Origin of the sequence: Micromonospora sp. NPDC049559 (genome assembly GCF_040676675.1) — a bacterium.
In the GTDB taxonomy this organism is placed as follows: domain Bacteria; phylum Actinomycetota; class Actinomycetes; order Mycobacteriales; family Micromonosporaceae; genus JBFAPK01.
In genome coordinates this window covers 19334-44101 of sequence record NZ_JBFAPK010000027.1, presented here as the reverse complement: position 1 = coordinate 44101, position 24768 = coordinate 19334, and the positions used below count along the sequence as shown (strand labels likewise).

Annotated in this window: 22 protein-coding genes; 9 read left to right on the top strand and 13 right to left on the bottom strand. The window is 74.3% G+C overall.

Features of this window, described 5'->3' with window-relative positions; genetic code table 11:
* Nucleotides 1-143: 143 nt before the first annotated feature.
* The gene (locus tag AB0J86_RS25680; protein ID WP_363860156.1) at nucleotides 144-1571 is read right to left on the bottom strand and encodes an aldehyde dehydrogenase family protein; all 1428 of its coding nucleotides are present in this window, start codon (nucleotides 1569-1571) and stop codon (nucleotides 144-146) included.
* A gap of 233 nt (nucleotides 1572-1804) precedes the next feature.
* Here AB0J86_RS25680 and AB0J86_RS25675 point away from each other — a divergent pair, with 233 nt between their 5' ends.
* On the top strand, nucleotides 1805-2638 hold the full coding sequence (locus AB0J86_RS25675; protein WP_363860155.1) for a helix-turn-helix transcriptional regulator: 834 nt from the start codon (nucleotides 1805-1807) through the stop codon (nucleotides 2636-2638).
* 59 nt (nucleotides 2639-2697) lie between these two features.
* Here the strand turns inward: AB0J86_RS25675 and AB0J86_RS25670 are convergent, their stop codons facing one another.
* The gene (locus tag AB0J86_RS25670) at nucleotides 2698-3801 is read right to left on the bottom strand and encodes an aldo/keto reductase (RefSeq protein WP_363860154.1); all 1104 of its coding nucleotides are present in this window, start codon (nucleotides 3799-3801) and stop codon (nucleotides 2698-2700) included.
* A 172-nt stretch (nucleotides 3802-3973) separates the two neighbouring features.
* Between AB0J86_RS25670 and AB0J86_RS25665 the strand changes: the two genes are divergently transcribed.
* Nucleotides 3974-4645 (top strand): TetR/AcrR family transcriptional regulator, encoded by a 672-nt coding sequence (locus tag AB0J86_RS25665; protein ID WP_363860153.1) that lies wholly within the window; start codon nucleotides 3974-3976, stop codon nucleotides 4643-4645.
* 55 nt (nucleotides 4646-4700) lie between these two features.
* On the opposite strand, the gene AB0J86_RS25660 is transcribed toward AB0J86_RS25665, so the two are convergent.
* Complete coding sequence (locus AB0J86_RS25660; protein ID WP_363860152.1) at nucleotides 4701-5318, bottom strand: TetR/AcrR family transcriptional regulator; 618 nt, start codon at nucleotides 5316-5318, stop codon at nucleotides 4701-4703.
* Between the two features lie 136 nt (nucleotides 5319-5454).
* Between AB0J86_RS25660 and AB0J86_RS25655 the strand changes: the two genes are divergently transcribed.
* Together AB0J86_RS25655 and AB0J86_RS25650 are read left to right on the top strand one after the other, a co-directional pair.
* A complete protein-coding gene (locus AB0J86_RS25655) occupies nucleotides 5455-6168 on the top strand; it encodes an SDR family oxidoreductase (protein WP_363860151.1) in 714 nt (237 codons plus the stop codon).
* 333 nt (nucleotides 6169-6501) lie between these two features.
* Nucleotides 6502-8181 (top strand): cellulose binding domain-containing protein, encoded by a 1680-nt coding sequence (locus tag AB0J86_RS25650; RefSeq protein ID WP_363860150.1) that lies wholly within the window; start codon nucleotides 6502-6504, stop codon nucleotides 8179-8181.
* Nucleotides 8182-8242: 61 nt separating this feature from the next.
* Here AB0J86_RS25650 and AB0J86_RS25645 read toward each other — a convergent pair whose 3' ends face one another.
* From AB0J86_RS25645 to AB0J86_RS25600, 10 genes are all read right to left on the bottom strand, one after another.
* The gene (locus tag AB0J86_RS25645; RefSeq protein WP_363860149.1) at nucleotides 8243-9580 is read right to left on the bottom strand and encodes an ABC transporter substrate-binding protein; all 1338 of its coding nucleotides are present in this window, start codon (nucleotides 9578-9580) and stop codon (nucleotides 8243-8245) included.
* Nucleotides 9581-9631: 51 nt separating this feature from the next.
* The gene (locus tag AB0J86_RS25640; RefSeq protein WP_363860148.1) at nucleotides 9632-10456 is read right to left on the bottom strand and encodes a carbohydrate ABC transporter permease; all 825 of its coding nucleotides are present in this window, start codon (nucleotides 10454-10456) and stop codon (nucleotides 9632-9634) included.
* The gene (locus AB0J86_RS25635) at nucleotides 10453-11445 is read right to left on the bottom strand and encodes a sugar ABC transporter permease (RefSeq protein WP_363860147.1); all 993 of its coding nucleotides are present in this window, start codon (nucleotides 11443-11445) and stop codon (nucleotides 10453-10455) included. The genes AB0J86_RS25640 and AB0J86_RS25635 overlap by 4 nt, the downstream gene beginning before the upstream one ends.
* An 18-nt stretch (nucleotides 11446-11463) precedes the next feature.
* Nucleotides 11464-12168, bottom strand: a complete 705-nt coding sequence (locus AB0J86_RS25630; RefSeq protein WP_363860146.1) for a glycerophosphodiester phosphodiesterase family protein — start codon at nucleotides 12166-12168, stop codon at nucleotides 11464-11466.
* 262 nt (nucleotides 12169-12430) lie between these two features.
* Nucleotides 12431-13279 carry an inositol monophosphatase family protein gene (locus tag AB0J86_RS25625; RefSeq protein WP_363860145.1) on the bottom strand — a complete coding sequence of 283 codons (849 nt, stop codon included), beginning with the start codon at nucleotides 13277-13279 and terminating at the stop codon, nucleotides 12431-12433.
* A complete protein-coding gene (locus AB0J86_RS25620) occupies nucleotides 13276-14280 on the bottom strand; it encodes a 2-hydroxyacid dehydrogenase (RefSeq protein WP_363860144.1) in 1005 nt (334 codons plus the stop codon). The genes AB0J86_RS25625 and AB0J86_RS25620 overlap by 4 nt, the downstream gene beginning before the upstream one ends.
* Before the next feature lie 46 nt (nucleotides 14281-14326).
* Nucleotides 14327-15805 (bottom strand): FGGY family carbohydrate kinase, encoded by a 1479-nt coding sequence (locus tag AB0J86_RS25615; protein WP_363860143.1) that lies wholly within the window; start codon nucleotides 15803-15805, stop codon nucleotides 14327-14329.
* Nucleotides 15792-16580 (bottom strand): DeoR/GlpR family DNA-binding transcription regulator, encoded by a 789-nt coding sequence (locus AB0J86_RS25610; protein WP_363860142.1) that lies wholly within the window; start codon nucleotides 16578-16580, stop codon nucleotides 15792-15794. The genes AB0J86_RS25615 and AB0J86_RS25610 overlap by 14 nt, the downstream gene beginning before the upstream one ends.
* Nucleotides 16577-17242 (bottom strand): histidine phosphatase family protein, encoded by a 666-nt coding sequence (locus AB0J86_RS25605; protein ID WP_363860141.1) that lies wholly within the window; start codon nucleotides 17240-17242, stop codon nucleotides 16577-16579. Before AB0J86_RS25605 ends, AB0J86_RS25610 begins: the two co-directional genes overlap by 4 nt.
* Before the next feature lie 19 nt (nucleotides 17243-17261).
* The gene (locus tag AB0J86_RS25600) at nucleotides 17262-18761 is read right to left on the bottom strand and encodes an FGGY family carbohydrate kinase (RefSeq protein WP_363860140.1); all 1500 of its coding nucleotides are present in this window, start codon (nucleotides 18759-18761) and stop codon (nucleotides 17262-17264) included.
* Nucleotides 18762-19013: 252 nt separating this feature from the next.
* Here AB0J86_RS25600 and AB0J86_RS25595 point away from each other — a divergent pair, with 252 nt between their 5' ends.
* From AB0J86_RS25595 to AB0J86_RS25575, 5 genes are all read left to right on the top strand, one after another.
* Nucleotides 19014-19955 carry an inorganic phosphate transporter gene (locus AB0J86_RS25595; RefSeq protein WP_363860226.1) on the top strand — a complete coding sequence of 314 codons (942 nt, stop codon included), beginning with the start codon at nucleotides 19014-19016 and terminating at the stop codon, nucleotides 19953-19955.
* Nucleotides 19952-20587, top strand: a complete 636-nt coding sequence (locus AB0J86_RS25590) for a DUF47 family protein (RefSeq protein ID WP_363860139.1) — start codon at nucleotides 19952-19954, stop codon at nucleotides 20585-20587. Before AB0J86_RS25595 ends, AB0J86_RS25590 begins: the two co-directional genes overlap by 4 nt.
* 74 nt (nucleotides 20588-20661) lie before the next feature.
* Nucleotides 20662-22371, top strand: coding sequence for a hypothetical protein (locus AB0J86_RS25585; RefSeq protein WP_363860138.1), 1710 nt, complete (start codon nucleotides 20662-20664; stop codon nucleotides 22369-22371).
* Between the two features lie 209 nt (nucleotides 22372-22580).
* Nucleotides 22581-23927 (top strand): hypothetical protein, encoded by a 1347-nt coding sequence (locus AB0J86_RS25580; RefSeq protein WP_363860137.1) that lies wholly within the window; start codon nucleotides 22581-22583, stop codon nucleotides 23925-23927.
* 131 nt (nucleotides 23928-24058) lie between these two features.
* The gene (locus AB0J86_RS25575; RefSeq protein WP_363860136.1) at nucleotides 24059-24724 is read left to right on the top strand and encodes a hypothetical protein; all 666 of its coding nucleotides are present in this window, start codon (nucleotides 24059-24061) and stop codon (nucleotides 24722-24724) included.
* Nucleotides 24725-24768: the final 44 nt, after the last annotated feature.

Genomic DNA, 24768 nt, shown 5'->3' with positions numbered 1-24768 from the left:
CGAGGATCGCCCGGCCGGCGGCGTCCGCGCCGGCGTCCTCTGGGGTCGATCATTGACTTGTGGTCGGGAGCTCCTCCGCTTTCGCGGCTTGTGCGACGGCGACCACTCCATGATCGACGGAGAAGGGCTCCGGGCCCGGGGCGTCACCGCTGGATGGCCTTGGTCTCCAGGAACTCCTCAAGGCCGGCGCGGCCGAACTCGCGGCCGTTGCCGGACTGCCGGTAGCCGCCGAACGGGGCGTACGGGTTCCAGTGGGCGCCGTTGACGTCGATCTGGCCCGCGCGCAGCCGCCGGGCGACGGCGAGGGCGTGTCCGGGCTCGCCGAAGACACCGCCGGTGAGGCCGTACACCGTACCGTTGGCGATCTCGACGGCCTTGTCCTCGTCCGCGTACGGAATGATCGTCAGTACCGGGCCGAAGATCTCCTCCTGGGCGATCGTGGCGTTCGGGTCGACGGCGGCGAAGACGGTCGGCCGGACGTACGCGCCCCGCTCGAAGCCCCGGGGCCGACCCGGTCCACCGAAGACCAGCTTCGCCCCCTCGGCGATGCCGCGCTCGATGTAGCCGTCGACCCGTGCCCGGTGCGCCTCGGAGGCCATCGGGCCGACCCGGGTGGCCTCGTTCGTCGGGGCGCCCAGGGTCCATCGCGCGGCGGCGTCGACCACCAGCTCGACGATCTCGTCCTGCCGCGACGCCGGTACCAGCATCCGGCTGAACGCGCCACAGACCTGGCCGCCGTTGGCGAACGCCCGCGCCACGGCCGCCTCGACCGCCGCCGGCAGGTCGGCGTCGTCGAGGAGCACGCCGGCCCCCTTGCCACCCAGTTCGAGCGCGACACGCTTGACCGTGCCGGCGGCGACCGCGGAGATGCGCCGGCCGACCCGGGTGGAACCGGTGAAGGAGATCATGTCGACGTCCGGGTGCGCGGAGACAGCCTCGCCGACGACCTCACCCGTGCCGTACACGATGTTGAGGACCCCGGGCGGCAGCCCCGCCTCGACGGTGGTCTCGGCGAGGACGCGCGCGGTCAGCGGAGCGATCTCCGACGGCTTGAGGACCACGGTGTCGCCCGCGATCAGGGCGGGAGCCAGCTTCGACATGATCTGCTGCAACGGGAAGTTCCACGGGGTGATCGCGCCGACGACGCCGATCGGCTCGCGGACGACCAGCGAGTTGCCGACCTCCTCCGACCAGGCGAAGCCCGTGGCGAGGTCGGCGAAGGCCCGCGCGACGACGACCGGGAACGTGGCCTGGGCCGCGCGCGACAGCGCGATCGGGGCGCCCATCTCGGCCGTGAGCAGTTGGGCGACCTCCTCGGCCCGCCGTTCCAGGGCGTCGGCGACGCGTCGCACCACGGCGGCGCGCTCGGCCGGCGGGGTCGCGGCCCAGCCGGGGAACGCCGCCCGCGCGGCGGCGACCGCGCCGTCGACGTCGGCGGCGGTACCGGCGGGAAGCTCCGCGATGATCTCCCCGTTGGCGGGGTTCACGACGGAAATCGTTTCGGTGGCTCCGGCGGGGACGATCCCGCCGTTGATCCAGTGTCCGGTTGCGTGGTCGGTTCGGATGTCCATGGGTCGAGTCTCGGCAGGCCGTACCGGCGTAACCAGGTACAGGTCGTCCGTGGCTGCGCCGGCCGTCCGGCCCGGCCGTGGCGCGTGTCCAGGTACCGCCGGTCCCTGGACGGCGGCCCGCCCGACGCGCAGCCTGTGCGATGCGGCGGACCGGCGGACCCGTCGCGGAAACACCGCCGACCAGGTCGTTGTTGACCAGGAAGCCGTGGTGACCGGGAGAGGGGAGTCTCGTCATGGACCGGACGCGTCTCGCCGAGTTCCTCCGGAGCAGGCGGGAGGCGCTGCAACCGGAGGACGTCGGGCTGCCCCGTGGGCGGCGGCGCCGTACGGGTGGGCTGCGCCGCGAGGAGGTGGCCGCCCTCAGCGACATGTCGACCGACTACTACAGCCGCATCGAGCAGCAGCGCGGTCCGCGCCCGTCGGAGCAGATGCTCGGCGCGATCGCCCGTGGCCTGCGTCTCTCCCTGGAGGAGCGGGACCACCTGTTCCGGCTCGGCGGCTACCCGGTTCCCCGGCGGAGCCTGCGCAACGACCACGTCAACCCGGGGATGATGCGCGTCTTCGACGGTCTGGCGGACGTTCCGGCCCAGGTCGTGACGGATCTCGGCGAGACGTTGAAGCAGACCCGGCTCGCGATCGCCCTGCTCGGCGACGAGAGCGGATACACCGGGCTGGCGCGCAGCCTGCACTACCGGTGGTTCACCGACCCAACCTCCCGCCTGATCTATCCGGAGAGGGACCACGCGCGGCACAGCCGGCTCATCGCGTCGGACCTGCACCGCGCGTACACCCGCGACGGCAGGGACTCCCGCGCCGGCACGATCGTCGACGCCCTCCTCGCGCGCAGCCCGGAGTTCGCCGGGATCTGGCGCGAGCATCCGGTGGCGGGCCCGTACTGCGCGCCCAAGCGGATCCGCCATCCGCGGGTCGGGCCGCTCGAACTGCACTGCCAGATCCTGGTCGACCCCGACCAGTCCCAGTCCCTGCTGGTCTACACCGCCACGCCCGGCAGCGAGAGCCACGAGCGGCTGCGGCTGCTCTCGGTCGTCGCCGGCCAGGGGCTCTGAGGTACCCCGCGCCGCGCCGCCAGCGCCCCGCGCCGTCACCGCCCACCGCGCCGGTGGGCTCAGCCGACCGGCCGCGCGGCGCCGTTCCACACCGGGGGCGCGTACCCGGCCGGCTTGTCGCCGATGCCGAGCCCCGGGCTCACGACCCAGGACTGGTACTCGGGCGTGAACATCCGGTACGGCGCCGCCGGCTCCGGCGCGCCGGCCTCGTCGAGCCGGTGGCGCGCCTCCGGCGGGATCTCGAAGTCGAGCGCGGCGAGGTTGGCCGTCAGCTGCTCGGCGCTGCTCGCCCCGATGATTACCGAGCCGACGGCGGGCTGGGTGGCCACCCAGTTGATCGCCACCTGGGCCATGCTCCGGCCCAGCTCGTCCGCGACGCGCTCCAGCGCGTCGACCACGCGCCAATCGCGGTCGGTGACCGGCCATCCCGCGGTCCCGCCGCCGCCGAGCCGCCCGGCGCCGGTCAGGCCCTGCGCGGTACGCCGGTACTTGCCCGTAAGCAGGCCGCCGCCGATCGGGCTCCACGCGGTGAGCCCCAGACCGAGGGACTGCGCCATCGGTACGAACTCCGGCTCGATCGCGCGCGCGACCAGCGAGTACGGCAGCTGCACGTTGATCATCGGGGCCAGCGCGTGCGCCTCGGCGTAGCTCTGCGCCCGGGCCGCGTACCAGGCCGGTACGTCCGACAGCCCGGCGTACCGGATCTTGCCGGCGCGTACCAGGTCGTCGAAGGTGCGTACCACCTCCTCGGCCGGGGTGATCCGGTCCCAGGTGTGCAGCAGGTACAGGTCGAGGTAGTCGGTGCCGAGCCGGCGCAGCGAGGCGTCCAGGGCACGGATGATGTGCTTGCGCCCGTTGCCGCTGGCGTTCGGGTCGGCCGGGTCGACGGTGTTGGTGAACTTGCTGGTGAGCACGATCCGGTCCCGTACCCCGGCGGACGCGATCAGGCGGCCGAGGATCCGCTCGCTCTCCCCCGCCGTGTAGAAGTCGGCCGTGTCGACGAAGTTGCCCCCGGCCTCCAGGTAGCGCCGGAAGATCGGCTCGGCCTCCGCCTCGGTCTTGCCGTACGCCCCGTGGAAGCCGTCGGTGCCGAAGTTCATCGTGCCCAGCGCGAGCCGACTGACCCGGAGCCCGGACCGGCCGAGCAGGTAGTACTCGTTCATGTCTGTAATTCCCCAGAATGCTCGTCGGAATGGTCGTCGTGGAGCTTCGGCCGGTCCGACCGTGGACCGCCCGGACCACCACCCTGCTCCGCAAAAAATGGACCCGCAAGTCCAGAATCCCCGGCCCGGTCGCCCGGGTAGAGTGGACCGGCTAGTCCAAGAAAGGGGTGACATGAAGGCCCTGACGCCCAAGGGCGCCGCGACCCGGCAGCGGATCATCGAGGGCGCGGCGGCGGAGATCCGCGAGCGCGGCGCCGCCGCCACCACCCTCGACGACGTACGCGCCCGGACCGGCACGAGCAAGAGCCAGCTCTTCCACTACTTCCCCGACGGCAAGGAGGAGCTGCTCCTGGCCGTCGCCCGGTACGAGGCCGACCGGGTCCTCACCGACCAGCAGCCGCAGCTAAGCGACCTCACCTCCTGGCCGACCTGGTCGGCCTGGCGCGACCGGGTGGTGGCCCGCTACCTCGGCCAGGGCAGGAGCTGCCCGCTCAACGGACTCGTCTCCCAGCTCGGCCGCACCACGCCCGGCGCGCAGGCGGTGCTGACCGAGCTGCTGCACGCCTGGCAGGCGGAGATCACCGCGGGGATCCGGCACATGCAGCGGATCGGCGAGGTCGACCCCGGACTGGACGCCGAGCGGGCGTCCGCGGCGCTGATCGCCGGCATCCAGGGCGGCGTCATGGTGATGCTCGCGACGGGCCGGATCGGGCACCTGGAGGCGGCGCTCGACGTGGGCATCGACAACCTCCGGGCGAGCCGACGCGACAACGTGGTCTCCGGTTTGCCGGACCGCCGTCTGAATCCCGCCTCGGCTCGACATGATCGACAGGAAACGGCCTAACCCGCGGGTCACCGCGAGCTTCCGGCCCGCGATGGTCAGAGCTTGCGGACGACCGTCAGCGGGACGCCGAACCGCTCGGCATCCGGGCGCCCAGGAGGGCGAGACAGTTCGCCCACATGGCGTCGAGGCGGTCGGCGTCGTTGTAGAGCTTCGCGAAGAGCACCTGGCCCTCGAGCTGCGCGACGATGGCCCGCGCCGCCTCGGTGGCGTCCACCACCCCGACGTCCCCTCGCTCGCGCGCCTCGTCCACGACCGCCCGCACCATCTCGACCTGACTCTCGAAGATCTCTTGTAACCGGGCCCGGATCGACTCGGTCTGGTTGCTCAGTTCGAGCGTGAGGTTGCCGAAGAGGCAGCCCGAGACGGTCCCACAGCTGCGCTGCCCGGCCCGCTGGACGTCGGCGGTCGCCTCGAAGAGCCGGCGCAGCCGGTACAGCGGTTGCTCGTCGCCGCCCAGGACCACCGCCCAGTCCCGCCGCTGCGCGTTCCACTGCTCGTCGATGACCGCGAGCGCCAGGGCCTCCTTCGACTCGAAGAAGTAGTAGAAGCTGCCCTTCGGCACCCCGGCGGCCTTGCAGATCTCGGCCACCCCGAGCGCGGAGTACCCACGCTGCTCGATCAGGCGTTGCGCGGCCGCGAGGATCTTCTCTCTGGCGTCACTCGTCCGTCCCACGCAGCCAGTTTACGACCGGTCGTCTATCTACCGCCAACCCCCGACTTGGCAAATACTAGACCGGTCGCCTAGCGTCGTAGCCGACCGGTCGCCTAAAGGCCGGCCACGCCGCAAACCTCGCACGAAAGGTCCTGTCATGAACACGCGGGAACAGAAAGTCGCGATCGTCACCGGAGCATCCCGGGGTATCGGGTCCGGACTGGCCGAGGCGTACCGGAAGCTGGGGTACGCGGTGGTCGCGACCTCGCGGAGCATCGACCCGCTGGACGACGCCGACGTACTCACGGTTCGGGGTGACATCGCCGACCCGGCCACCGCCGACCACGTCGTCGACGCCGCCGTCGAGCGGTTCGGCCGCGTCGACACCCTCGTCAACAACGCCGGCATCTTCATCGCCAAACCCTTCACCGAGTACACCGACGACGACTTCGCCCGCTATGTCGGGGTGAACCTGGCCGGGTTCTTCCGGGTGACCCGCCGCGCGCTCCCACACCTGCTGCGGTACGGAAACGGACACATCGTGAGCATCACCACCAGCCTGGTCGACCACGCGAACTCGAACGTGCCGTCCGGACTGGCGTCGCTGACGAAGGGCGGCCTGCAATCGGCGACGAAGTCGCTCGCGATCGAGTACGCCACCCGCGGGGTCCGGGTCAACGCCGTGTCGCCGGGCATCATCAAGACCCCGATGCACGCACCGGAGACGCACGGCGCCCTCGCCGGGCTACACCCCGTCGGCCATCTGGGGGAGATCTCCGACATCGTCGACGCGGTGGTGTTCCTGGAGAACGCGCCCTTCGTGACCGGCGAGATCCTGCACGTCGACGGCGGGCAGAGCGCGGGCCACTGACCCGCGAACCCGGGCCCGCCGGCCACCGGCTTTCGGAAAAATTCCGGGAGCCGACGGCGCCCCGCCGTCGGACCGCGTCCGCGCGCCCGGCGCCACGCCGCGACGCCCGCGCGGCCCGTACCCCGCGAGGACGGGCCGCGCGGCCGGTGCCGGCGACAGTTTGCCATGCTCAGCCGCGCCCGCCCGATACCACCGGGCGGCGATCGGCGGGGTGGGCGCCGCTTCGACATCACATTGACACGTTTCACTGTCCTGACCGAAACTTATCAGTGTGACATCCGTGATCATCAATCACTGTCGTCGCCTCCATCACCCCACCTATGAAGGAGAGCAATGGTGATCACCCACTCGAACCGCTCCAGGTTCCGATCGACCGTCGTCGTACTGGCGGTGGCGGCGCTCGCGGTCACCGGAGCGGTAACGGTAGGAACGAGAACGACCGTCGCCCAGACCACCCCCGCCGGCCTCGCGGCCGCGGGCCCGGTGGAGGACGAGGGAGCGGACTGCCCGGTCAACGTCCCGGGCTCCTTCCCCGCCAACTCCCGGCTGCCCGATCCCTTCCGGAAGTTCGACGGCACGCGCATCACCAGCAAGTCCGACTGGCGCTGCCGCCGCGCGGAGACCAGGGAGCTGGCGGAGCGGTACGTCTACGGCGACAAGCCGGCGAAACCGGCCAGCGTCACCGGTACCGTCTCGAACAGCAGCATCACCGTGAACGTGAGCCAGAACGGCAGGAGCGCCAGCTTCTCCGCCGGCGTCCAGCTGCCCAGCGGTACCGGGCCGTTCCCGGCCGTCGTCGTCGTGGGCGGTCTCGGCGCGGACACGGCCACCATCAGGAGCGCCGGCGCCGCCATCATCAGCTACGACCCGCTCGCGGTCGGGCGGGAGGGCACGCCCCGCAACAACAAGCAGGGCGCCTTCTACACCATCTACGGCGCCACGAGCAGCACCGGACTGCTGGCCGCCTGGGCCTGGGGCGTGAGCCGGATCATCGACGTCATCGAGCAGTCGGGCGGCAACATCCTCCGGGCCGACGCGATGGGCGTCACCGGCTGCTCCCGGTACGGCAAGGGCGCGTTCGCGGTCGGCGTGCTCGACCAGCGGATCGCGCTGACCATGCCGATCGAGTCCGGTACCGCCGGCGTCCCGGCCTTCCGCGCGGTCGCCGGGGAGAGCGGCGCCCAGCCGCTGAGCAGCGCCTACGGCGAGCAACCCTGGCTCGGTGACGCCTTCGGCTCCTACACCGGCAACCCGAACGGGCTCCCGCTGGACACCCACCAACTGGTCGGCATGGTCGCGCCGCGGGGGCTGTTCATCATGGAGAACCCCCACGTCGACTGGCTCGGCGCCCGGTCCGGGAGCGTGGCGGCCCTGGGCGGCGCGGAGATCTACAAGGCGCTCGGCGCCGGGAGCAACATCAGCTACTGGTCGGACGTCCAGGACGGCACCCACTGCGCCACCCGCTCCGAGTGGCGGACCCCGTTGCAGCAGAACATCCAGAAGTTCCTGCTGAAGACGGGGAGCGCGGCGGGGGTCTTCCGGATCTCCAGCCGGAAGTCCGGCAACCTGGCCGAGTGGCGGGACTGGCAGACTCCGACCCTCACCGACGGGCCGACCACCCCGCCCACGACGCCGCCGACGAACCCGCCCACCACCCCGCCGAACACGACGCCGCCCACCACCCCGCCGAACACGACGCCGCCCACCACCCCGCCGGCCGGTGCCGGCTGCTCGGCGGCCCTGTCGCTGAACCAGTGGACGGGCGGCTTCACCGCCACGGTACGGGTCACCGCCGGCTCGTCGCCGGTCAACGGCTGGACGGTGGCCGCCACCCTGCCGTCGGGCGCCAGCGTCACCAACGTCTGGAACGCCAACCGCAGCGGCACCACCGGCACGGTCCAGTTCACCAACGTCGCCTACAACGGTTCCCTCGCTCCCGGCCAGTCGACCGAGTTCGGCTTCCAGGGCAGCGGTACCGGCACGGGCATGACCTCCGCCTGCACCGCCCGGTAGGTTCCGACGCCCGGTGAGCGGGCCCGCCCCGTGCCGGGCCCGCTCACCGGCGCACGCGGCGTCAGCTGTGCCGGGCGACCGCGTCCCGTACGCTCTCCGCGCTCTTGCGCAGCTCCTCGGCGACCGAGGAGAAGACCTGCTGGGCCGGCTGGTTGTCGGCGTAGATCTTCTGCAGCCCGCCGTAGATGGACTTGTTGGCGTTCGGGACCAGCAACCGGACCGGGTCCTGCGCCTGGGTCTTCGGCAGCTGGTCCACCGCGATCTTGTAGCCGGGCCGGTCGGTGAAGAGCTTGAGCATCTGCGGGGTCTGCTGGGCGGCCTTCGTCGACGGCAGGTATCCGGTGTCGATCGACCACTGCGCCGCGTTCTCGGGCTTCGCGGCGAAGCGGATGAACTCGAACGCCGCCCGCTTGCGCTCCTTCGGCGGGCCGGCGAGGACCGCGAGCCCGCCACCGCCGGTCGGGCAGCCGAACGCCTGCTGCTCCGGCAGGAACGCCGCGCCGTACGCGAACTTCGCCTCCTTGTCGAGCGCGCCCAGCACGCCGGTGGAGTCCTGGAGCGTGGCGATCAGGCCGTTGGTGAAGTCCACCCTGGGGCTCTTCGCCATGTAGGCGAGCTTGTCGACGTGGATCAGACGCCGCTGCCACTCACCGGCGGCCACCGCCCCGCCGGCGTCGATCGTGACGTCCATGCCCTTCGAGTAGTTGCCGCCCCACTGCCACACCGCGCCCTGGAACATCCAGTCGCCGTCGACCTGCGGGTACGCGTGCAGCTTCGGGGCCCGGCCGCCCACCGAGACCCGCTGCAGCGCCGGTCCCCACTCGCGCAGCTCGTCCCAGGTCTTCGGGCCCCGGTCGGGCAGGCCGGCCTTGGCGAACATGTCCCGGTTGTAGTAGAAGAGCGGCGTGCTCCGGCCGAAGGGCACCCACCACACCTCGTTCTTGACGGTGCCCTCGGCGATCAGCGAGTCCACGTACTCCGCTGGGGAGAAGCCGTTGTCGAAGTAGCCGGTCAGCGGCTCCAGCGTGTCGTTGAGGTGGAACTTGTGCCAGGTCACCTCGGAGAAGACGCAGAGGTCGGGGATCTGCCGGGCCTGCAGGCCGGCGGCGAGCTTCTGCGCCACCTCGTCGTAGGTGCCCTGGAACTGGGCCTCCAGGTAGATGTCCTGCTGCGACTCGTTGAACCTGCCCACCAGCCTGGTGAACGCGTCGGCCGGCACCCCGGTGTACGGGTACCAGACCACCACGCGCTGCCGCTTGGCGTACTGCTTGGGCACCTCGCCCTTGGGCTGGCTGAAGGTGCTGGCGCCGTCGCCGCCGCCGCAGCCGAGCGGGGTCAACGCGAGGGCCGCGCCGCCGGCCAGGCCGAGCAGGCGGCGACGGCTGAGGGTACTGGACATGGGTTGCCTCCCGGGTTCGGCGGGTGGGGTGAGCGGGGTGGGGTGAGCGGGTCAGCCCTTGACGGCGCCCTGGGTGAGGCCGGCGACGATGTACCGCTGGGCGACGAGGAAGACGGTGAGCACCGGAAGCACGACGAAGACGGTGCCGGCCATGACGGCGCCCCAGTTGACGTACCCGTCGGCGTTCTTGAGCAGCAGCAGGCCGACCGGCAGGGTCCGCATCGTCTCGGTGTTCGTGACGATCAGCGGCCAGATGAAGTCGTTCCACTTGCCGACCAGCGACACGATCGTCACCGTGATCAGCATCGGCCGGGAGAGCGGCAGCACGACCCGCCACAGGATGCGCGGGTGTCCGGCCCCGTCGGCGCGGGCCGCCTCGATGATCTCGGTGGGGATGGTGAGCAGGTGCTGGCGCAGCAGGAACGCGCCGAACGCGGACGCCGCCCCGGGGATCACGATGCCCTGGTACGTGTTGATCCAGCCCAGGTCGGCGACCGTGAGGTAGTTGGCGAGCAGGGTGACGTGGCCCGGCACCATCAGCGCGCCGAGCAGCACGGCGAAGAGCACCCGCTTGGCCGGGAACCGCAGGAACACGAAGGCGTACGCGGTGAGCACCGCGTTCGCCACCTCCAGCAGCGTGCCGGCCGCCGTCGTGACGATGGAGTTCAGGTAGAACTGGCCGAACGGGGCGGCCCGCCACGCCTCGGCGTAGTTGCTCCAGCGCGGGTCGGTGGGGAACCAGACCGGCGGAAACGTGTTGATCTCACCGGGCTGCTTCAGTGAGGAGGTGAAGAGCCAGTACAGCGGGCCGACCATGACGACGCCGACGAGGGCGAGCAGCACGTACAGGCCGAACCGGCGCAGGCGCGTGGTCACCGGTAGTGCACCTTTCGCTCGACGTAGCGGGTCTGCAACAGGGTGACCGCGAGCAGGATCGCGAACATCACCATGGCGCCGGCGGCGGCCGGACCGGCCTGGAAGTCGCTGAATCCCTTGTCGTAGACGTACCAGGAGAGGATCGTGGTGGCCTCGCCCGGTCCGCCGCCGGTCATCATGGCGATCACGTCGAACGCCTGGAACGACGAGATGATCGTGGTGACCATCAGGAAGAACGTCACCGGCGACAGCAGCGGCAGGGTGACCCGGCGGAACACCTGCCAGCCTCCGGCGCCGTCCAGCGCCGCCGACTCGTACAGGTCCTTGGGCAGGTTCTGCAGCCCGGCGAGGTAGACGATCGCGGCGAAGCCGATGCTCTTCCAGAGGTAGACGATCATCACGGCGGGCAACGCCCAGCCGGAGTCGGTCAGCCAGCTCGGCGAGGTCGCGCCGACCAGCTCGAAGACGAACCGGGACAGCCCGTAGTTGGGGTCGAAGATGAAGACCCAGGCCAGGCCGACCGCGGCGCCGGAGAGCACGTGCGGCGCGAAGACCATCGTGCGGACCACTGCCCGGCCGCGCAGCCGCTGGTTGAGCAGCATCGCCACCGCCAGGCCGAGGGCCAGGCTCCCGCCGACCACACCGACCATGAAGTACGCCGTGGTGCGCAGCACCCCGGGGAACTCGTCGCCGGTGAGCAGGTCCACGTAGTTCGCCGCCCCGACGAACCGCTTGACCGGGCTGATCATGTCCCACTCGGTCAGGCTGAGGTAGGCGTTGTAGATCACCGGCCAGTACGAGAAGACCGCCAGCAGCAGGAAGTTCGGCGCGACGAAGGCGAGGAAGAGCGCGTACTCGCGCAGCCGCCGGCCGCGCCCGCCCCGGCTCGCCCGGCCGGGGCGGCGTACCCGCCCGGCCCGTACCGCGTCGACCCCACCGGCGGTGGGCCGGGCCCGTACAGCGGCGTCGCTGACCGGCACCGTGGTCACCTCCCCGTTCCCGTCGGGTCACTCGCCGGCCGCGACCGGCGCGGCCAGGCGCAGCAGCGCGTCGATGTCGTCGCTGACGATGCCGTCCACGCCGTAGTCGTACGCGGCGGCCAGGTCCGCCTCGGCGGCGAGCGGGCCGACCCAGACGCGGTAGCCACGCTCGCGCATCGTCGGCACGCCGGCCGCGTCGGCGACCCGCCAGCGGGGGCCGAAGTACTGGGGGCGCAGCGCGTCGAGCAGCTCCTGCGGGGGCGGGCCGGCCTCGGTCCAGTCCAGACCGATCACCGCGTCCGGCTCGGCGGAGCGCAGCCGCACCAGCGCCTCCCGGCCGCCGGAGCGGGCCGCCACGAAGATGGCGCGCTCGAACGCGTCGCCGTGCCGGCGCAGCTCCCGTACGGCGGGCTCGACGACGTCGTCGGTCTTGAGGTCGACCAGGAACGTCGTCTCCGGGAAGGCCACCAGCAGCTCGTCGAGGGTGGGCACCCGGTAGCCGTCGCCGTCGATCGCGTACACCTCGTCGAGGGTCAGCTCGGCGATCGCCGCCGGTACGCCCCAGAGCCGGTCCAGGCGGGCGTCGTGCAGCAGCGCGATCTTCCCGTCGCGGGTCAGCCGCAGGTCGAATTCGAGCGTGTTGGCGCCCTTCTCGACCGCGGAGCGGAACGCCGGCATGGTGTTTTCGCGGTGGACGAGCGCGTCGCCGCGATGCGCGATCGTCAGGAACATCGAGACTCCTCTGCGTCGGCCCGCGTTCTTAACGCTCGAATGCGTTGCTATCACGGACGGAGTTAACACATACAGCGGGTAGTTAACACGATGGACACCGCGCCGGCAAGTGCCTGATTCCGGCCGACATACCGGAGATCACCAGGCCGGATGCGGACCGTGTGCGCGGCGCGACGGGGAGAAGCCGGGCGGCCGGGAAGACGTTGCCGCCCGTTCAGCGAGATGTTAAAAACCAGGTCTGTTAAAACCGGCCCGCCGTGCGTTAACAGGCCGGCGGGGTCGGCGCCGGTACCAGGGCCAGGATCTCGTCGAGCACGGGCGAGGTGGCGGCGATGGTGGCGGTCGCCGCGAGGCCGTGCTCGCTGCCGTCGCGGTCCACCACCCGGGCCCCGGCCTCGCGGGCCAGCACCACCCCGGCCGCCACGTCCCAGGGCTTGTTCGAGAACATCACCAGCGCGTCGAGCCGGCCGGCCGCCAGCCAGGCCAGGTCCACCGCGGCCGTACCGAGCATCCGCAGCCGCTGGGCGCGCGGCACCAGCGCGGCGGTCATCGCCAGCCGCTCGCGGTTGAGCGCCGCGGCGCCCGTACCGACCGCGTAGTCGCCGAGGGCCACCACCGCCTCGCCGAGCCCCGCCGGCCGGCTGGCCGTCAGCCGCTCTCCGTCGGCGTACGCCCCGGCGCCCTCGACCGCCCAGTACCGCTCCCCCAGCAGCGGTACGTCGATCACGCCGAGGACCGGCCGGCCGGCGCGCAGCAGGCCCAGCGAGACGGCGACCAGCGGTATCCCGTGCACGAAGTTGACCGTGCCGTCCACCGGGTCGAGCACCCAGACCAGCTCGGCACCGGCGTCCCGCGGGCCCTCCTCCTCGCCCAGGAAGCCGATGCCCGGGGTCTCCCGGCCCAGCCGCTCGCGGACCGCCCGCTCCACCGCGAAGTCCACCTCGGAGGCCATGTCCCGGTCGCCCTTGGCCGTCAGCGTCCCCGGCCGGCCGCCGCGCAGCAGCTCGGCGCCGAGGTCCACCGCCGCCATGGCGACCGGCAGCAGCGCGGCCAGTCCGTCCGGGTCGGCGGGCCGGTCCGGGTCGGGCGGGACCGGTCCCCGCGTCCTCACCGGTCCCGCCCGGCGAGGAACTCCGCGACCGCGTCCGCGGCCAGCGCGGCGGCCCGCTCGGCGGTCTGCCGGGTGGCGCCGGCCAGGTGCGGCGTGCACACCACCCGCGGCGCGGTCCGCAGCCGCGAGCCGGCCGGCAGCGGCTCGGCGTCGAAGACGTCGAACGCGGCGGCGCCGAGCTGCCCCGACTCCAGCGCGTCCACCACGGCGTCGTAGTCCAGCAGGCCGCCCCGGGCGGTGTTCACCAGCACCGCGCCGCGCGGCAGCCGGGCCAGCTCCTTGGCGCCGATCATGCCCCTGGTCTCCGGCGTGAGCCGGGCGTGCAGGCTCAGCACCGTCGAGCGGTCCAGCAACTCGGGCAGGTCGACCGGGTGCGCACCGTCCAGGGTGGCCGGGTCGGCGTACGGGTCGTGCACGATCACCTCGGCGTCGAAGGCCCGCACGATCCGGCCCACCCGGCGGCCGATCGCGCCGTAGCCGAGCAGCCCGACGGTGCTGCCGGCCAGCTCCGAGCCGACCTCGTCCAGCGCGTACAGGTCGCTGCGCCAGGCGCCGTCGCGCAGCTCGGCGTGCCGCTGCGGAATCTGCCGCAGCGCGGCGAGCAGCAGCGCCACCGCGTGCTCGGCGGCGGCGATCGCGTTGCGCCCCGGCGTGGTGCGAACCTCGACCCCGGCGCGCGCCGCCGCCGCCAGGTTGACGTTGACCGGGCCGCCCCGGCAGACCACCACGAGCCGCAGCGCGTCCGCGGCGTCCAACACCCGCTCGGTGAACGGCGCCATCTGGGTCACCGCCACCTCCACCCCGGCCAGCGCCGCGATCAGTTCGTCCTCGTCGCCGGAGGCCTCGTCCACCTCGGCGACCGGACCGAACGGAACGATCGGCCAGGGCAGCGTGAGCGTGCGCGCGGCGGGCGTACGGCCGAGCCGGGCCCGCAGCGCGTCGCCGACCAGCTCGGGGGTGACGAAGTGGTCGCCGGCGATGAGGAACTCAGGGGATGTCACGTGGTCACCTTCCAGTGCGAGCCGGTTCGCGGATGCGCCCGGCCGGTCAGGTCGTCGCCAGCGGTGTCGCCGGGCGGTCCCAGCCCGGTCGGGCCAACGCGATGTGTTCCAGGTAGCGGTCGTAGTCGCGCTCGTACCGGTCGCGCACGGCCGGGTCGGGCTCGTGGCGCCGGCCCGCCGGCTGCCAACCGGGCCCGGTCGGCTCGGCCTCCCCGGTCGCCGCCAGCGCCGCCAGCGCCGCGCCGCGCGCGCCGATCTCCTCGCCGGCCAGCACCCGGACCGGCCGGCCCAGCGCGTCGGCGAAGATCTGCGCCCACCGCGCCGAGCCCACGCCGCCGCCGCAGGCGGTCAGCTCGCCGCCGAGCGCCGCCGCGGTCAGGCAGTGCCGGGCGCTGAACGCGATCGCCTCGCAGGTCGCCCGGACCAGGTCGGCCGGTTGCGTACCGAGGTGCAGCCCGTCCAGCCGGGCCCGGGCCCGGGGCGCCACGAACGGCGCCCGCTCGCCGGACTCGGCGAAGAAGGGCAGCACCGTCAGCCCGTCGGCGCGACCGCGCTCCAGCAGCCCCGGCAGGTCGGCCACCGTCGCGCCGACCAGGCGCAGCACCCAGTCCAGCGCGGCCGTGCCGACCATCGCCGGCAGCGCCCGCAGCCACCGGCCCTCCTGCCAGGTGCTCAGCGTCAGGCCGCACGGCTCGCCGGTGGTGTCAACCCGGTCGCGCAGCACCTGGCAGGCGAGGGTGGTGCCGACGATGAGCAGGCCGGCGCCGACCGTACGGACGCCCGCGCCCCAGGCGGAGGCGGGCAGGTCGTACGGCGCGCCGACCACCGGCGTACCGGCGGGCAGCCCGGTCGCCGCGGCGGCCTCGGCGCCCAGCGGCGCGTGCGGGGCGGGCCGCACCGGGGCGAGCAGGTGCCGGCGGTGGGCCAGGCCGCAGCGGGCGATCAGTTCCTCGTCGTAGTCGCGGGTGTGCGGGTCGAGAAACGGCGCCGAGGCGTCGGAGGGATCGGTGGCCCGCAGCCCGGTGAGCCGCTGCACGACGACGTCCTTGCAGTACGCGGCGGTCGCGGCCCGGTCCAGCGCCGCCGGCTCGTACGCGTCGAGCCAGGCCAGCAGCGGGCCGGCCGAGCCGGGGAACGGGTGGTTGCCGGTGCGCCGGTACGCCGCCTCGGTGACCCCCTCGCGGTCCCAGCGGTCCAGGATCGGCGTGGCGCGACCGTCCAACCAGGAGATCGCCGGCCGGATTGATCGCCCGTCGCGGTCCACCAGCCACAGCCCGTCGCCCTGCCCGGTGACGCCGACCGCGGTGACCGGCGCCGCCACCCGCTCCCGCAGCTCGCCGAGGACCTCGACCACGGAGTCGACCACCCGCTCGGTGTCCTGCTCGTAGCGGCCGTCGCCGGCCCGGTCCAGCACGGTGGGCCGGGCGGCGCGGGCCAGCGCGGCGCCGGCCGCGTCGAAGGCGACCGCCTTGGTCACGGTGGTACCGACGTCGACGCCGATCGTGACCGGCTCAGGCGAGCTCATACCTGACCCCGTGTTCGCGCATCTCCGACAGCGTCTCCTCCGGTGCCCTCGCGTCGGTCAGAACCAGGTCGAAGTCGCGCAGCGGCGCCAGCCGGTGCAGCGCCGCGCGGCCGAGCTTGGTGTGGTCCACCATCAGCACGCTGCGCTGCGCCGACTGGATCATCGCCCGCTTGACCAGCACGATCTCCTGCTCCTGGTGGTACGCGTAGCCGCCGGAGACCGCCGAGGTGGAGGCGAAGAGCAGGTCCACCCGCAGCGCCTCGATCGCCTCGACGCAGGGCACGCCGAGGAACGAGTCGTGCGTCGGGTAGTACTCCCCGCCGAGGGCGAGCAGGCGCACCCCGCGTACGCCGGAGAGCAGCTTGATCGTCTCCAGGAAGTTGGTGATCACGGTGAGCGGGCCGGCGTCGTCCTCCAGCAGCCGCGCCACCTCCAGGGTGGTGGTGGAGTCGTCGAGCATCACCGCCATCCCCGGCTCGATCAGCGCCCGGGCCCGGCGGGCCAGGGCCAGCTTCTCCTCCCGGGCCGCCCGCAGCCGGAACGACACGTTCGACTCGAAGACGCTGGACGGCTGCGCGCTCACGCCGCCCCGGAACTTGCGGACCACCCCCTGGCGTTCCAGCTCGTCCAGGTCGCGGTGGATGGTCATCAGGCTGACGTGGAACATCTCGGCCAGGTCGGTGGCGGAGACCGAACCGTGCTGGAGCACGTATTCGGCGATCTCCCCCTGGCGCTGTGCGGGCCGGCTGCGCTCGGGAGAATCGGTAGCGCTCATGTCGTCCTCGGTTCGGCGGCGTCGTGGTCGTCCCATCCTCGGCACAACGGCACGTTGTACGCCAGCAGCGCCACCGGTTCGGCCCCGGCCGTGGCCGGCAGGCGCAGCGTGGTGGTCGCGGCGGGGTCCAGCGCGGGCAGCCGGCGGCGGTACTCGGCCAGCGGCACGCCCAGCACCGCGCAGGTCACCAGGCGGATCAGCGTGTTGTGCGCGACCACCAGCACCCGGCCGCCCGGGTGGTCGGCGGCCAGCGCGGTGAGCGCGTCGAGGGCGCGGGCCACCGCCTCGGCGGGCGGCTCGCCGCCGGGAAAGTGGTACGTCGCCGGATCGGCCTCGAACCGGGCCACCAGCGCGGGATCGGCCTCGCGCAGCTCGGCCAGCGTCCGGCCCTCGGCGACGCCGAAGTCGAGTTCCCGCACCCGGGGCTCGACCAGCGGCACCAGGCCGGTGGCCGCCGCGGTCGGCGCGGCGGTCGCCACCGCGCGCCGCAGCGGGGAGCAGACCAGGGCGGTCAGCTCCGCGCGCGCCGCCCACCGGGCCAGCGCCTCCGCCTGCCGGACGCCGACCTCGTCCAGCGGCACGTCGCTGCGGCCGGCGTACCGGTTCGGGTGGTGCCACGGCGTGCGCCCGTGCCGGGCGAGGACCACGGTGGTACGGGTCACGGCAGCTCCTTGGTACGGCTCACGGCAGCTCCTTCGCGTAGCCGGCGAGCCCCTCGTCGACGTACCCGCGCGCGGCGAGGGCGTCGACGAACCGGGCGAACGGTTCGGCGAACCGTTCCGGCGCGCCCGGTCGGGGCGGTACGACCCGGTCGACGCGTACCATCCGCCGGGCGGTCGGGGTGAGCGGGGCGTCGCCCGCGGCGGCCAGCACCGCCATGCCGAACGCCGGTTCGGCGGTGCGCGGCAGGGTCACCTCCCGGCCGAGGACGTCGGCGCGCAGCTGGCACCAGTAGCGGCTCCGGGTCGCCCCGCCGGTCAGCGACAGCGCGCCGGTCACGTCGGCGCCCAGCCGCCGCAGGTGGGCGTAGCAGAGCCGTTCGACGTACGCGACGCCCTGCAGCAGCGCCGCGTACCGCTCCGCGTCGTCGGCGAACGTACCCAGCTCGAACGGCTCGGCGCCCGGCCGTACGAACGGGAACCGCTCGCCGCGTCCCCGCAGCGGGTACACGAGCCCGCCGGCCGGCTCGTACCGGGCCGCGGCGCGGTCCATGCCGTCGCGGTCGACGCCGGGAAACCGCGCCTGGAGCGCGCCGGCGCCCACGTTGGACGCCCCGCCCGGCAGCCAGCCGCCGTCGGGGTGCCGGTGCGAGTAGACCGCACCGGCGGGGTCGGCCAGCCGGTCCGCGGTCACGCCCTTGATCACCAGGGTGGTGCCGAGCACGGAGTTCCAGCTGCCGGCGGCGAGCGCGCCGGCGGCGATCTGCGCCGCGCAGCCGTCGGTCATCCCGGCCCGCACCGGTACGCCGACCGGCAGGCCGGTGTGCGCGGCGCCGGCCGGGCCGACCGCCCCGATCCGCGTCCCCGGGCGGACCACCCGAGGCAGCACGCCCGCGGGGAGGCCCAGCTTGTCGAGCACGTCGGTCGGCCAGGTGCCGGCCCGAGGGTCGTACCCGGTCTTGAGCGCGGTGCTCCAGTCCGTGGCGACCGGACCGCCGGCCAACCGGGTCGCCAGGTAGTCGCCGCAGTGCAGCAGCGAGACCCGGCCGGCGGCCAGCTCCGCCCGCAGCGGCTGCGGCGAGTGCCGGGCCAGCCAGAGCAGCTTGGGCAGCGCCCAGGACGGTTGGGTGGCGTAGCCCAGCGCCTCCCACAGCTCGGCGCCGGCCGCCGCGACGTCCTCGGCCTCGCGCCGCGCCCGCGCGTCGTCGTACATCAGGGCCGGGCCGCGGGCGGCGCCGTCCGGGCCGGCCAGCAGGAAGGTGCCGGAGGTACCGCAGATCGCCAGCGCCTCGACCCGGGCCGGGTCCACGCCGCGCAGCGCCTCCCGGAACGCCGCGCCGAGCGCCCGCCACCAGTCCTCCGGGTCCTGCTCGTGCCGCCCGCCTGCCCGGTCGCTGGCCAGGGCCCACGCGCCCCGTCCGGCGACGGCGCCGTCGGCGTCGACGAGCAGGACCCGCAGGCTCTGCGTGCCGACGTCGACGCCCGCCCAGAGCGGCCCGGCGGCCGGCTGGTCGCTACGCATCGAGATTCGTACTACGCATCGAGGTTTACCGCCTCCACGGTGAGCGCAAGTGAACAGGCGCAAACGTTAACTTAACATCGCCGTGACGCCGGACTCCAGCCCACCCCACGCACATCTTCGCTGGCCGCACGGTTTTCGGCCGGGCGACTACGTGTTATGGCCGGTCAACGGGGCCCGTCCCGACGGTTGTGAAGTTAACGGCTCGGGTGTTAACTAACTCCGTCGTGGAACCCGGGAGGTGTCGTGGCGGCGATGGCCGGCGTACTGCTCTTCGCCCTCTTCGCCGGCTTCAACGACGCCGGCGCGCTCGTCGGACTCGGCCTGCGCGCCCGGCCCGGGGTACTCGCGGCCATGGCCGTACTGGTGGTGGCGGTCGTGCTCGCCCCGCTCGCCGTCGGTACGGCGGTCGCGGCGACGCTGACCGGCCGGCTGGCGTCCTTCGGCACGCAGACCGGCCGAGGACCGCTGCTGGTCGGCATCGCCGCGGCCGTCGCGGTCACGGCGGCACTGGCCGCCCGGGGACTGCCGACCAGCCTCACCCTCGCCCTCGTCGGCGGCATCGCCGGTGCCGGTACGGCGGTGCGCGCCCCGGTCGACTGGGCGGTGGTCGGCGGGGTGCTCGCGGCCGGCGCGCTCGCGCCGCTCGCCGGCGGGCTGGTCTCGGCCGCGGTCGCCCGGCTGCTGCGGGCCGCGCCCGCGCCGTCCGACGCGGGCCGCCGGCTGCGCTGGTCGCACGCGGCCGCGTTCGCCGCCGTCTGCCTGGCCTACGGCGCCAACGACGGCCAGAAGCTGCTCGCCGTCTACGCGGCCGTGCACGGGGGCGCCCCCGACCGGTACGCGACCGCCCCGGGCGCGCTCGCGCTGCTCGCCGGCGGCTTCGCCCTGGGCGGGCTGCTCGGTCTGCCCCGGGCGGTCGCCTCGATGGGCGGCGGGCTGACCGCCCTGCGGTCCGACGCGGTGGTGGTCACCGAGCTCTCCGGCGCCGCCGTGGTCCTCGGTACGGCCGCCGCGGGCGCGCCGGTGAGCATGACGCAGTCCATCTCCGGTGCGCTGGTCGGCACCGGACTGTTCGCGGGAACCAGGAGGGTACGGTGGCGCGGCGTGCTGCGACTCGGACGGGCGTGGGTGCTGACCCTGCCGGCGGCGTTCGCCGTCGCCGCGGCGGGCTGCCTGGTCCCGTCGGCGCTGCGGTGACGGGCGGACTGGGCCGGCTGCTGCGCGACCTCACCGGCCGCACCGATCGTACCCTCGCCGACCTCGTGGTCGCGCAGGTCACCACGGCGGCCAGCGGCGCGGACGTGGCCCGGGCCGTGGCCGGGGGCGCGGTCGATCCGAAGGCGGCCCGGGAGCGGATGGCCGAGGTGGAGCACGAGGGCGACGCCCTGCGGGCCCGGCTGGTCGCGGCGCTGCGCCGCAGCGTCAGCTCGCCGATCGACCGCGAGGACCTGTTCCGGCTCTCCCGGTCGGTCGACGACGTGCTCGACGCGCTGCGGGACTTCGTCCGCGAGACGGACCTGTTCGCGGTACCCCCGCAGCCGGTCTGCGGCCCCGTGCTGGAGGCGCTCGCCGCGGGGCTGGACCACCTCGCCGAGGCGGTACGGCTGCTGCCGGCCCGGCCCCGGCTCGCCGCCGACCGGGCCCTGACCGCGAAGAAGTGCGGGGTACGCCCCGCGTACCAGCGCGCGGTCTGCGCGCTGCTGGACCGGCGGTTGGACGCCGACGTGATCAAGGCGACGCTGCTCCTCGGCCGGCTGGACGTGGCCGGTCAGCAGCTCGCCGCCGCGGCCGACGCGCTCGCCGACGGCGTCGTGAAACGGTTCCAGTAGGCCAGCCCGCTCGCCGGCCCGGACCGGCCCCGGCGGGGACGGGCGGTGTCGTACGCCGTGGGTAGGGTCGCCGCGTGCCAGCCGACCTCGCCATCACCGCCGACCCCGCCACCGCCGCCGACCTCGCCGCGCGCGCCCGCGCCGCGCTGGACCGGTTCCCGCCGGCGCCGGCCGGCGGGCGGGTCGACCCGGCCGACCGGATCGAGTGGGCGGCGGCCCGGTTCGACGGCGGCGACCCGGCCGGCGCGGCCGAGGAGCTGACGAGGGCCCTGGACGGCTGGCTGCCGGAGGACTTCGCCACGGCGGCGCCCCGCATTCTCCACGGCGAGCGGGCGCTGGAGGTGGCGACCGCCGCGCTCGGCGGCGAGCACCCGTACCGCACGTACGTCAGCGGGCGCAACGGGCCCGAGCACGCGGTCGCCGGCACGCTGGCGCGGCTCGTGGCCGGTACGCCCGACGCGGAGGAGACGCTGCTGCGGACCGTCCTGGCGGTACGGCCGAACGAGGAGGGCATCCCGCGTCCGGCGGCCCACCTGCGGGTCGCCCGGATCTCGGCGGCCCTGGCGGTGCTGGCCGAGGCGCACGCCGACGAGCCCGAGCACCTGGACCGCTGGTCGGCCCTGCTGGACGACGACGACCGGCCCCGCCTCGCCGCGGCGGCCGCCCTGCTGGGGCCGCTCGGCCTCGCCGAGACCGAGCGGCGCTGCGGCACCGTGGCAGAGGTCGACGGCGAGCGGCTCGTCGCCGCGTTCGCCCGGGCCGGCCGGTTCGACGACGCACTCACGCTGGCGACCCGGCTCGGCCCGGACGCGCAGCAGCGCGCGCTGCTGGCGCTCGCGACGCCCGGGCTGCCGGCGACGCGCGCCCGGGCACTGGTGGCGGCGTTCCGCAGCTGCCCCAAGCGCGGCCGGGAACGCGACCACCAGATGATCTACCAGCACCGGTTCGCGCGACTCTTCCTGGCGCTGGAGCGGGTCGACGACGCGCTCGCCGTACTCGGGCGGATGCGGGACTGCCGCTACTCCGGGTACGGGCCGGGCCCGCTCGCCCGGGAGGTGGCGCGCTGGCTCGACGGTCGGCGCGAGCAGGCCACCCCGCAGCGGCTCCGCGCCGTGCTGGCGGTGCTCGCCGACCCGCGGGTCATCCCGCAGGAACTGGCCGCCGTCGTCGCCGACGTCGTACCGCTCGTCCACGCCCTGGCCGACGAGCCGCTGCGCGCCGAGATCGTCGATCGGCACGTACCGGAGCTGCGGGCGCGCCTGCGGCGGACGTCGTGGCCGCTGCTGGCCGACGTGGGGCTCGGGGCCGCGCTCGTCGCGACCGGGGACGTCACCGCCCTCGACCCGCTGTTCGCGCGGGCGGTCGACGGCCCCACCGGCGGGCGGCCGAGCCTGGCCCTGTCCCGACTGGCCGTCCGCGCCGGCCTTCCGGCACGCGATCGCCCGCTCTTCACCCGCCTGCTGGCCGCCGACCTCGCCGAGGGGCGCCCGCGGGTCGAGGTCGTGTTGCCGGTCCTCGACGCCGAGGCCCTCGCGGTCGTACCCGACGCGGTGGCGGCGGCGCGCGGCGACCGGCACGGCTGGCTGGTCGCCGCCGTGGCGCGCTTCGCCGACCGGATCGGCGAGCCGGCGCTGCTCGCCGCCATGCTCGACGCGGCGCCGGACCCGGAGAGCGCGCGGACGGCGGCCGGGCGGGCGGCGATGGCGCTCGCCCGGCGCGGCTCGCTGGCCGAGGCGCTGGAGATCGCCGCCCGGTGCGGCCTGGCCGAGGGCGAGCCGAGGTAACCGTCAGCCTCGCGCTCGACGACCCGCGGCGTGACCCGAATCACAGCGGGGCGGCAATCCGGCGCGCGCCCGCGAAGCGACCGACTGGACGTGACGCATGGCTCCCAGCTCGACGCCACCGGCCCGGCCCGACGGGCGCGGCCGGCCCGCGTCGGCGCGCTCCACCCCGCGTACGCCGTCACGCCGGCCCGACGCGGGAAGGTGAACCGGTGATCCTCCGGCTGGTCCTCCTGGAGTTGCGCCGCACGCTGGTCCTCTGGCCGCTACTGGCGGTGGCGCTCGCGACCCGGGTGCTCTTCGCGGACGGGATGGACCCGGTCTGGCCCGGCCTGGTCAACGAGTCGATCCTCGGCCACCGGATCAACCTCTCTCTGCTGTGGCCGCTGGTCGCGGCGGTCGGCGCCGGCGTCGGCCGCCGGGACCGGGCGGCCGGGGTGAGCGAACTCGTCGCCGGCACACCCCGCCGCCCGTGGAGCCGCCTCGCGCCGACCGCCACCGTGGTCGGCCTCGCCGTGGCCGGGGCGTACCTGGTCACCCCGGCGGACCGCCTCTTCCTCGCCGCGCTCGACCGGCAGACGTACTGGCCCGCCGGCTGGCCGTGGACACTGCTCGTGGGCGCCGCCGGGATGGTCGCGGCGGCGCTGCTGGGCCTGGCGCTCGGCCGGCTGCTGCCGACCCGCAAGCTGCTCCCGCTCGTCCTGCTGCTGGCCGTCGCGCTCGCGTGGCTCGGCGACCTGGCCTCCCGTGGCCGCCACAGCCCCCTGTTCCTGCTCCTGCCGACGTACCTGGAGAGCGGCGCGGACCTCCCGGCGTTCACCACGGTCGCCGGGCGGACGAACCTCGGCCAGGCGCTGTGGTTCGTGGCGCTGGCCGTGGCCGGATACCTTCTCTACGCCCGGCCGCGACCCGCGTCCCGCCGGGCGCTGCTGCCGGCCGTCGCGGTGCTGGTCGCCGGCCTGGTGGGCGCGCTGGTGACGCTGCCGTCGGCGGACCGGGCCGCCCGGTACGACACCCGGGCCGCCGCGCCGGTCTGCGCCGACGGGCTGCCCCGGGTCTGCGTCGCCCGGGCGTACGCGAAGGTGCTGCCCGAGCTGACCGGTCCGGCCCGGGAGGCGCTGCGCGCGCTGGGCCGGCTGCCGGACCCGCCGTCGGCGGTCGCGCAGGAGACGCACTACCCCGGGTTCCAGGGGACGCAGCCGCCGGAGACCGTGCTCGTACGGCTGACCCTCGACGGGCGGGGCAGGCTCGTGACCGGCCCGCGGCCGATGGTCGAGGAGCTGCTCGACGGGGCCGGGACGCTGCGGTGCGGGTACTCGGCCGACGAGGCGACGGAGACCCGGGTGAGCGCCGCCCGGGCCGTCGCCGGCGCCTGGCTGCTCGGCCGCACCGGCGCGCCGGCCGCGTACCTCGCCGCCGACCAGCCGGCCACCGACCGGGCCTGGGCGGCGTTGCACCGGCTCACACCAGAGGAGCAGCGGGCCCGCGTGGCGGCGGTACGGGCGGCCGGCCTGCGCTGCCGCGACGACGTCTACGAGGTCCTGCTGGGCACCGCCTGAGCCGCGACCTCCCACACTCGAAGGGTTGGGAGTTCTTAAAGAACATTTAGGGATGTGATCGAATCCGCCCGCCCTCCCCGGCCGTATCCATCGGTGCTGCGACCGGGCAGCCGAGATCGAGGGAGCGGAGCATGTACGGGAGAAGCAGGACGACCGGCCGGGCGCGGAGGCTGTTCATCGGTGGCGCGGCGGCGGCTCTGCTCGCGGGCGCGCTGGCGGTCGGTACCGGGCTGAGCAACGCCGGTGAGAGCTGCGCCGGCCTGGACACCGCGCTGCGCAACAACCTGAACTTCATCGCGGGCCAGCGGGCCAATCCGGACGCCCTCTCCGAGGCGCGCATCGCGAACCGGCAGGCCGTCGTCGACCTCATCCAGCAGCGCCGCGCCGCCGCCGGCTGCACCGGGAGGGTGGTGGCCGACCCGGTCGCCCCCGCGCCCGCGAATCCCACCCCGGCCGCACCGGCGGACCCCGCCGCAGGCGCACCGGCCGGCGGCGGATCCGGCACGGCCCCGGCGAGTGGCGGGTCGGGCACCGCACCGGCCGGCGGCGGCGAGGTCGTCTGCCGGGGCTCGACCGTGACGCTCTTCAACGAGGACGCCGCGCCCGCCGCCTCCAGCGGTACGTTTCCCATCGGTACGCTGCTGCGCGTCACCAACCTGGACAACAACCGGAGCACCACGGTGCGGGTGACCAGCCCGTCGGGCAGCTGCGTGCTGCTCAACAACGCGGCCTTCGAGCAGGTCCGGGAGCCGGGCAAGTTCCTGATCCGACGCGCCGTGATCGAACGGGTCGGCTGAGCCCGCGCGCCGGCCGGGCGGTCCGTCCACCGCGGTACCGTCCG

Coding starts and splice junctions, on each gene's coding strand:
- AB0J86_RS25680 (WP_363860156.1), bottom strand. CDS start 1,571: ATGGACATCCGAACCGACCACGCAACCGGACACTGGATCAACGGCGGG.
- AB0J86_RS25675 (WP_363860155.1), top strand. CDS start 1,805: ATGGACCGGACGCGTCTCGCCGAGTTCCTCCGGAGCAGGCGGGAGGCG.
- AB0J86_RS25670 (WP_363860154.1), bottom strand. CDS start 3,801: ATGAACGAGTACTACCTGCTCGGCCGGTCCGGGCTCCGGGTCAGTCGG.
- AB0J86_RS25665 (WP_363860153.1), top strand. CDS start 3,974: ATGAAGGCCCTGACGCCCAAGGGCGCCGCGACCCGGCAGCGGATCATC.
- AB0J86_RS25655 (WP_363860151.1), top strand. CDS start 5,455: ATGAACACGCGGGAACAGAAAGTCGCGATCGTCACCGGAGCATCCCGG.
- AB0J86_RS25650 (WP_363860150.1), top strand. CDS start 6,502: ATGGTGATCACCCACTCGAACCGCTCCAGGTTCCGATCGACCGTCGTC.
- AB0J86_RS25645 (WP_363860149.1), bottom strand. CDS start 9,580: ATGTCCAGTACCCTCAGCCGTCGCCGCCTGCTCGGCCTGGCCGGCGGC.
- AB0J86_RS25630 (WP_363860146.1), bottom strand. CDS start 12,168: ATGTTCCTGACGATCGCGCATCGCGGCGACGCGCTCGTCCACCGCGAA.
- AB0J86_RS25615 (WP_363860143.1), bottom strand. CDS start 15,805: ATGAGCTCGCCTGAGCCGGTCACGATCGGCGTCGACGTCGGTACCACC.
- AB0J86_RS25610 (WP_363860142.1), bottom strand. CDS start 16,580: ATGAGCGCTACCGATTCTCCCGAGCGCAGCCGGCCCGCACAGCGCCAG.
- AB0J86_RS25600 (WP_363860140.1), bottom strand. CDS start 18,761: ATGCGTAGCGACCAGCCGGCCGCCGGGCCGCTCTGGGCGGGCGTCGAC.
- AB0J86_RS25595 (WP_363860226.1), top strand. CDS start 19,014: ATGGCCGGCGTACTGCTCTTCGCCCTCTTCGCCGGCTTCAACGACGCC.
- AB0J86_RS25575 (WP_363860136.1), top strand. CDS start 24,059: ATGTACGGGAGAAGCAGGACGACCGGCCGGGCGCGGAGGCTGTTCATC.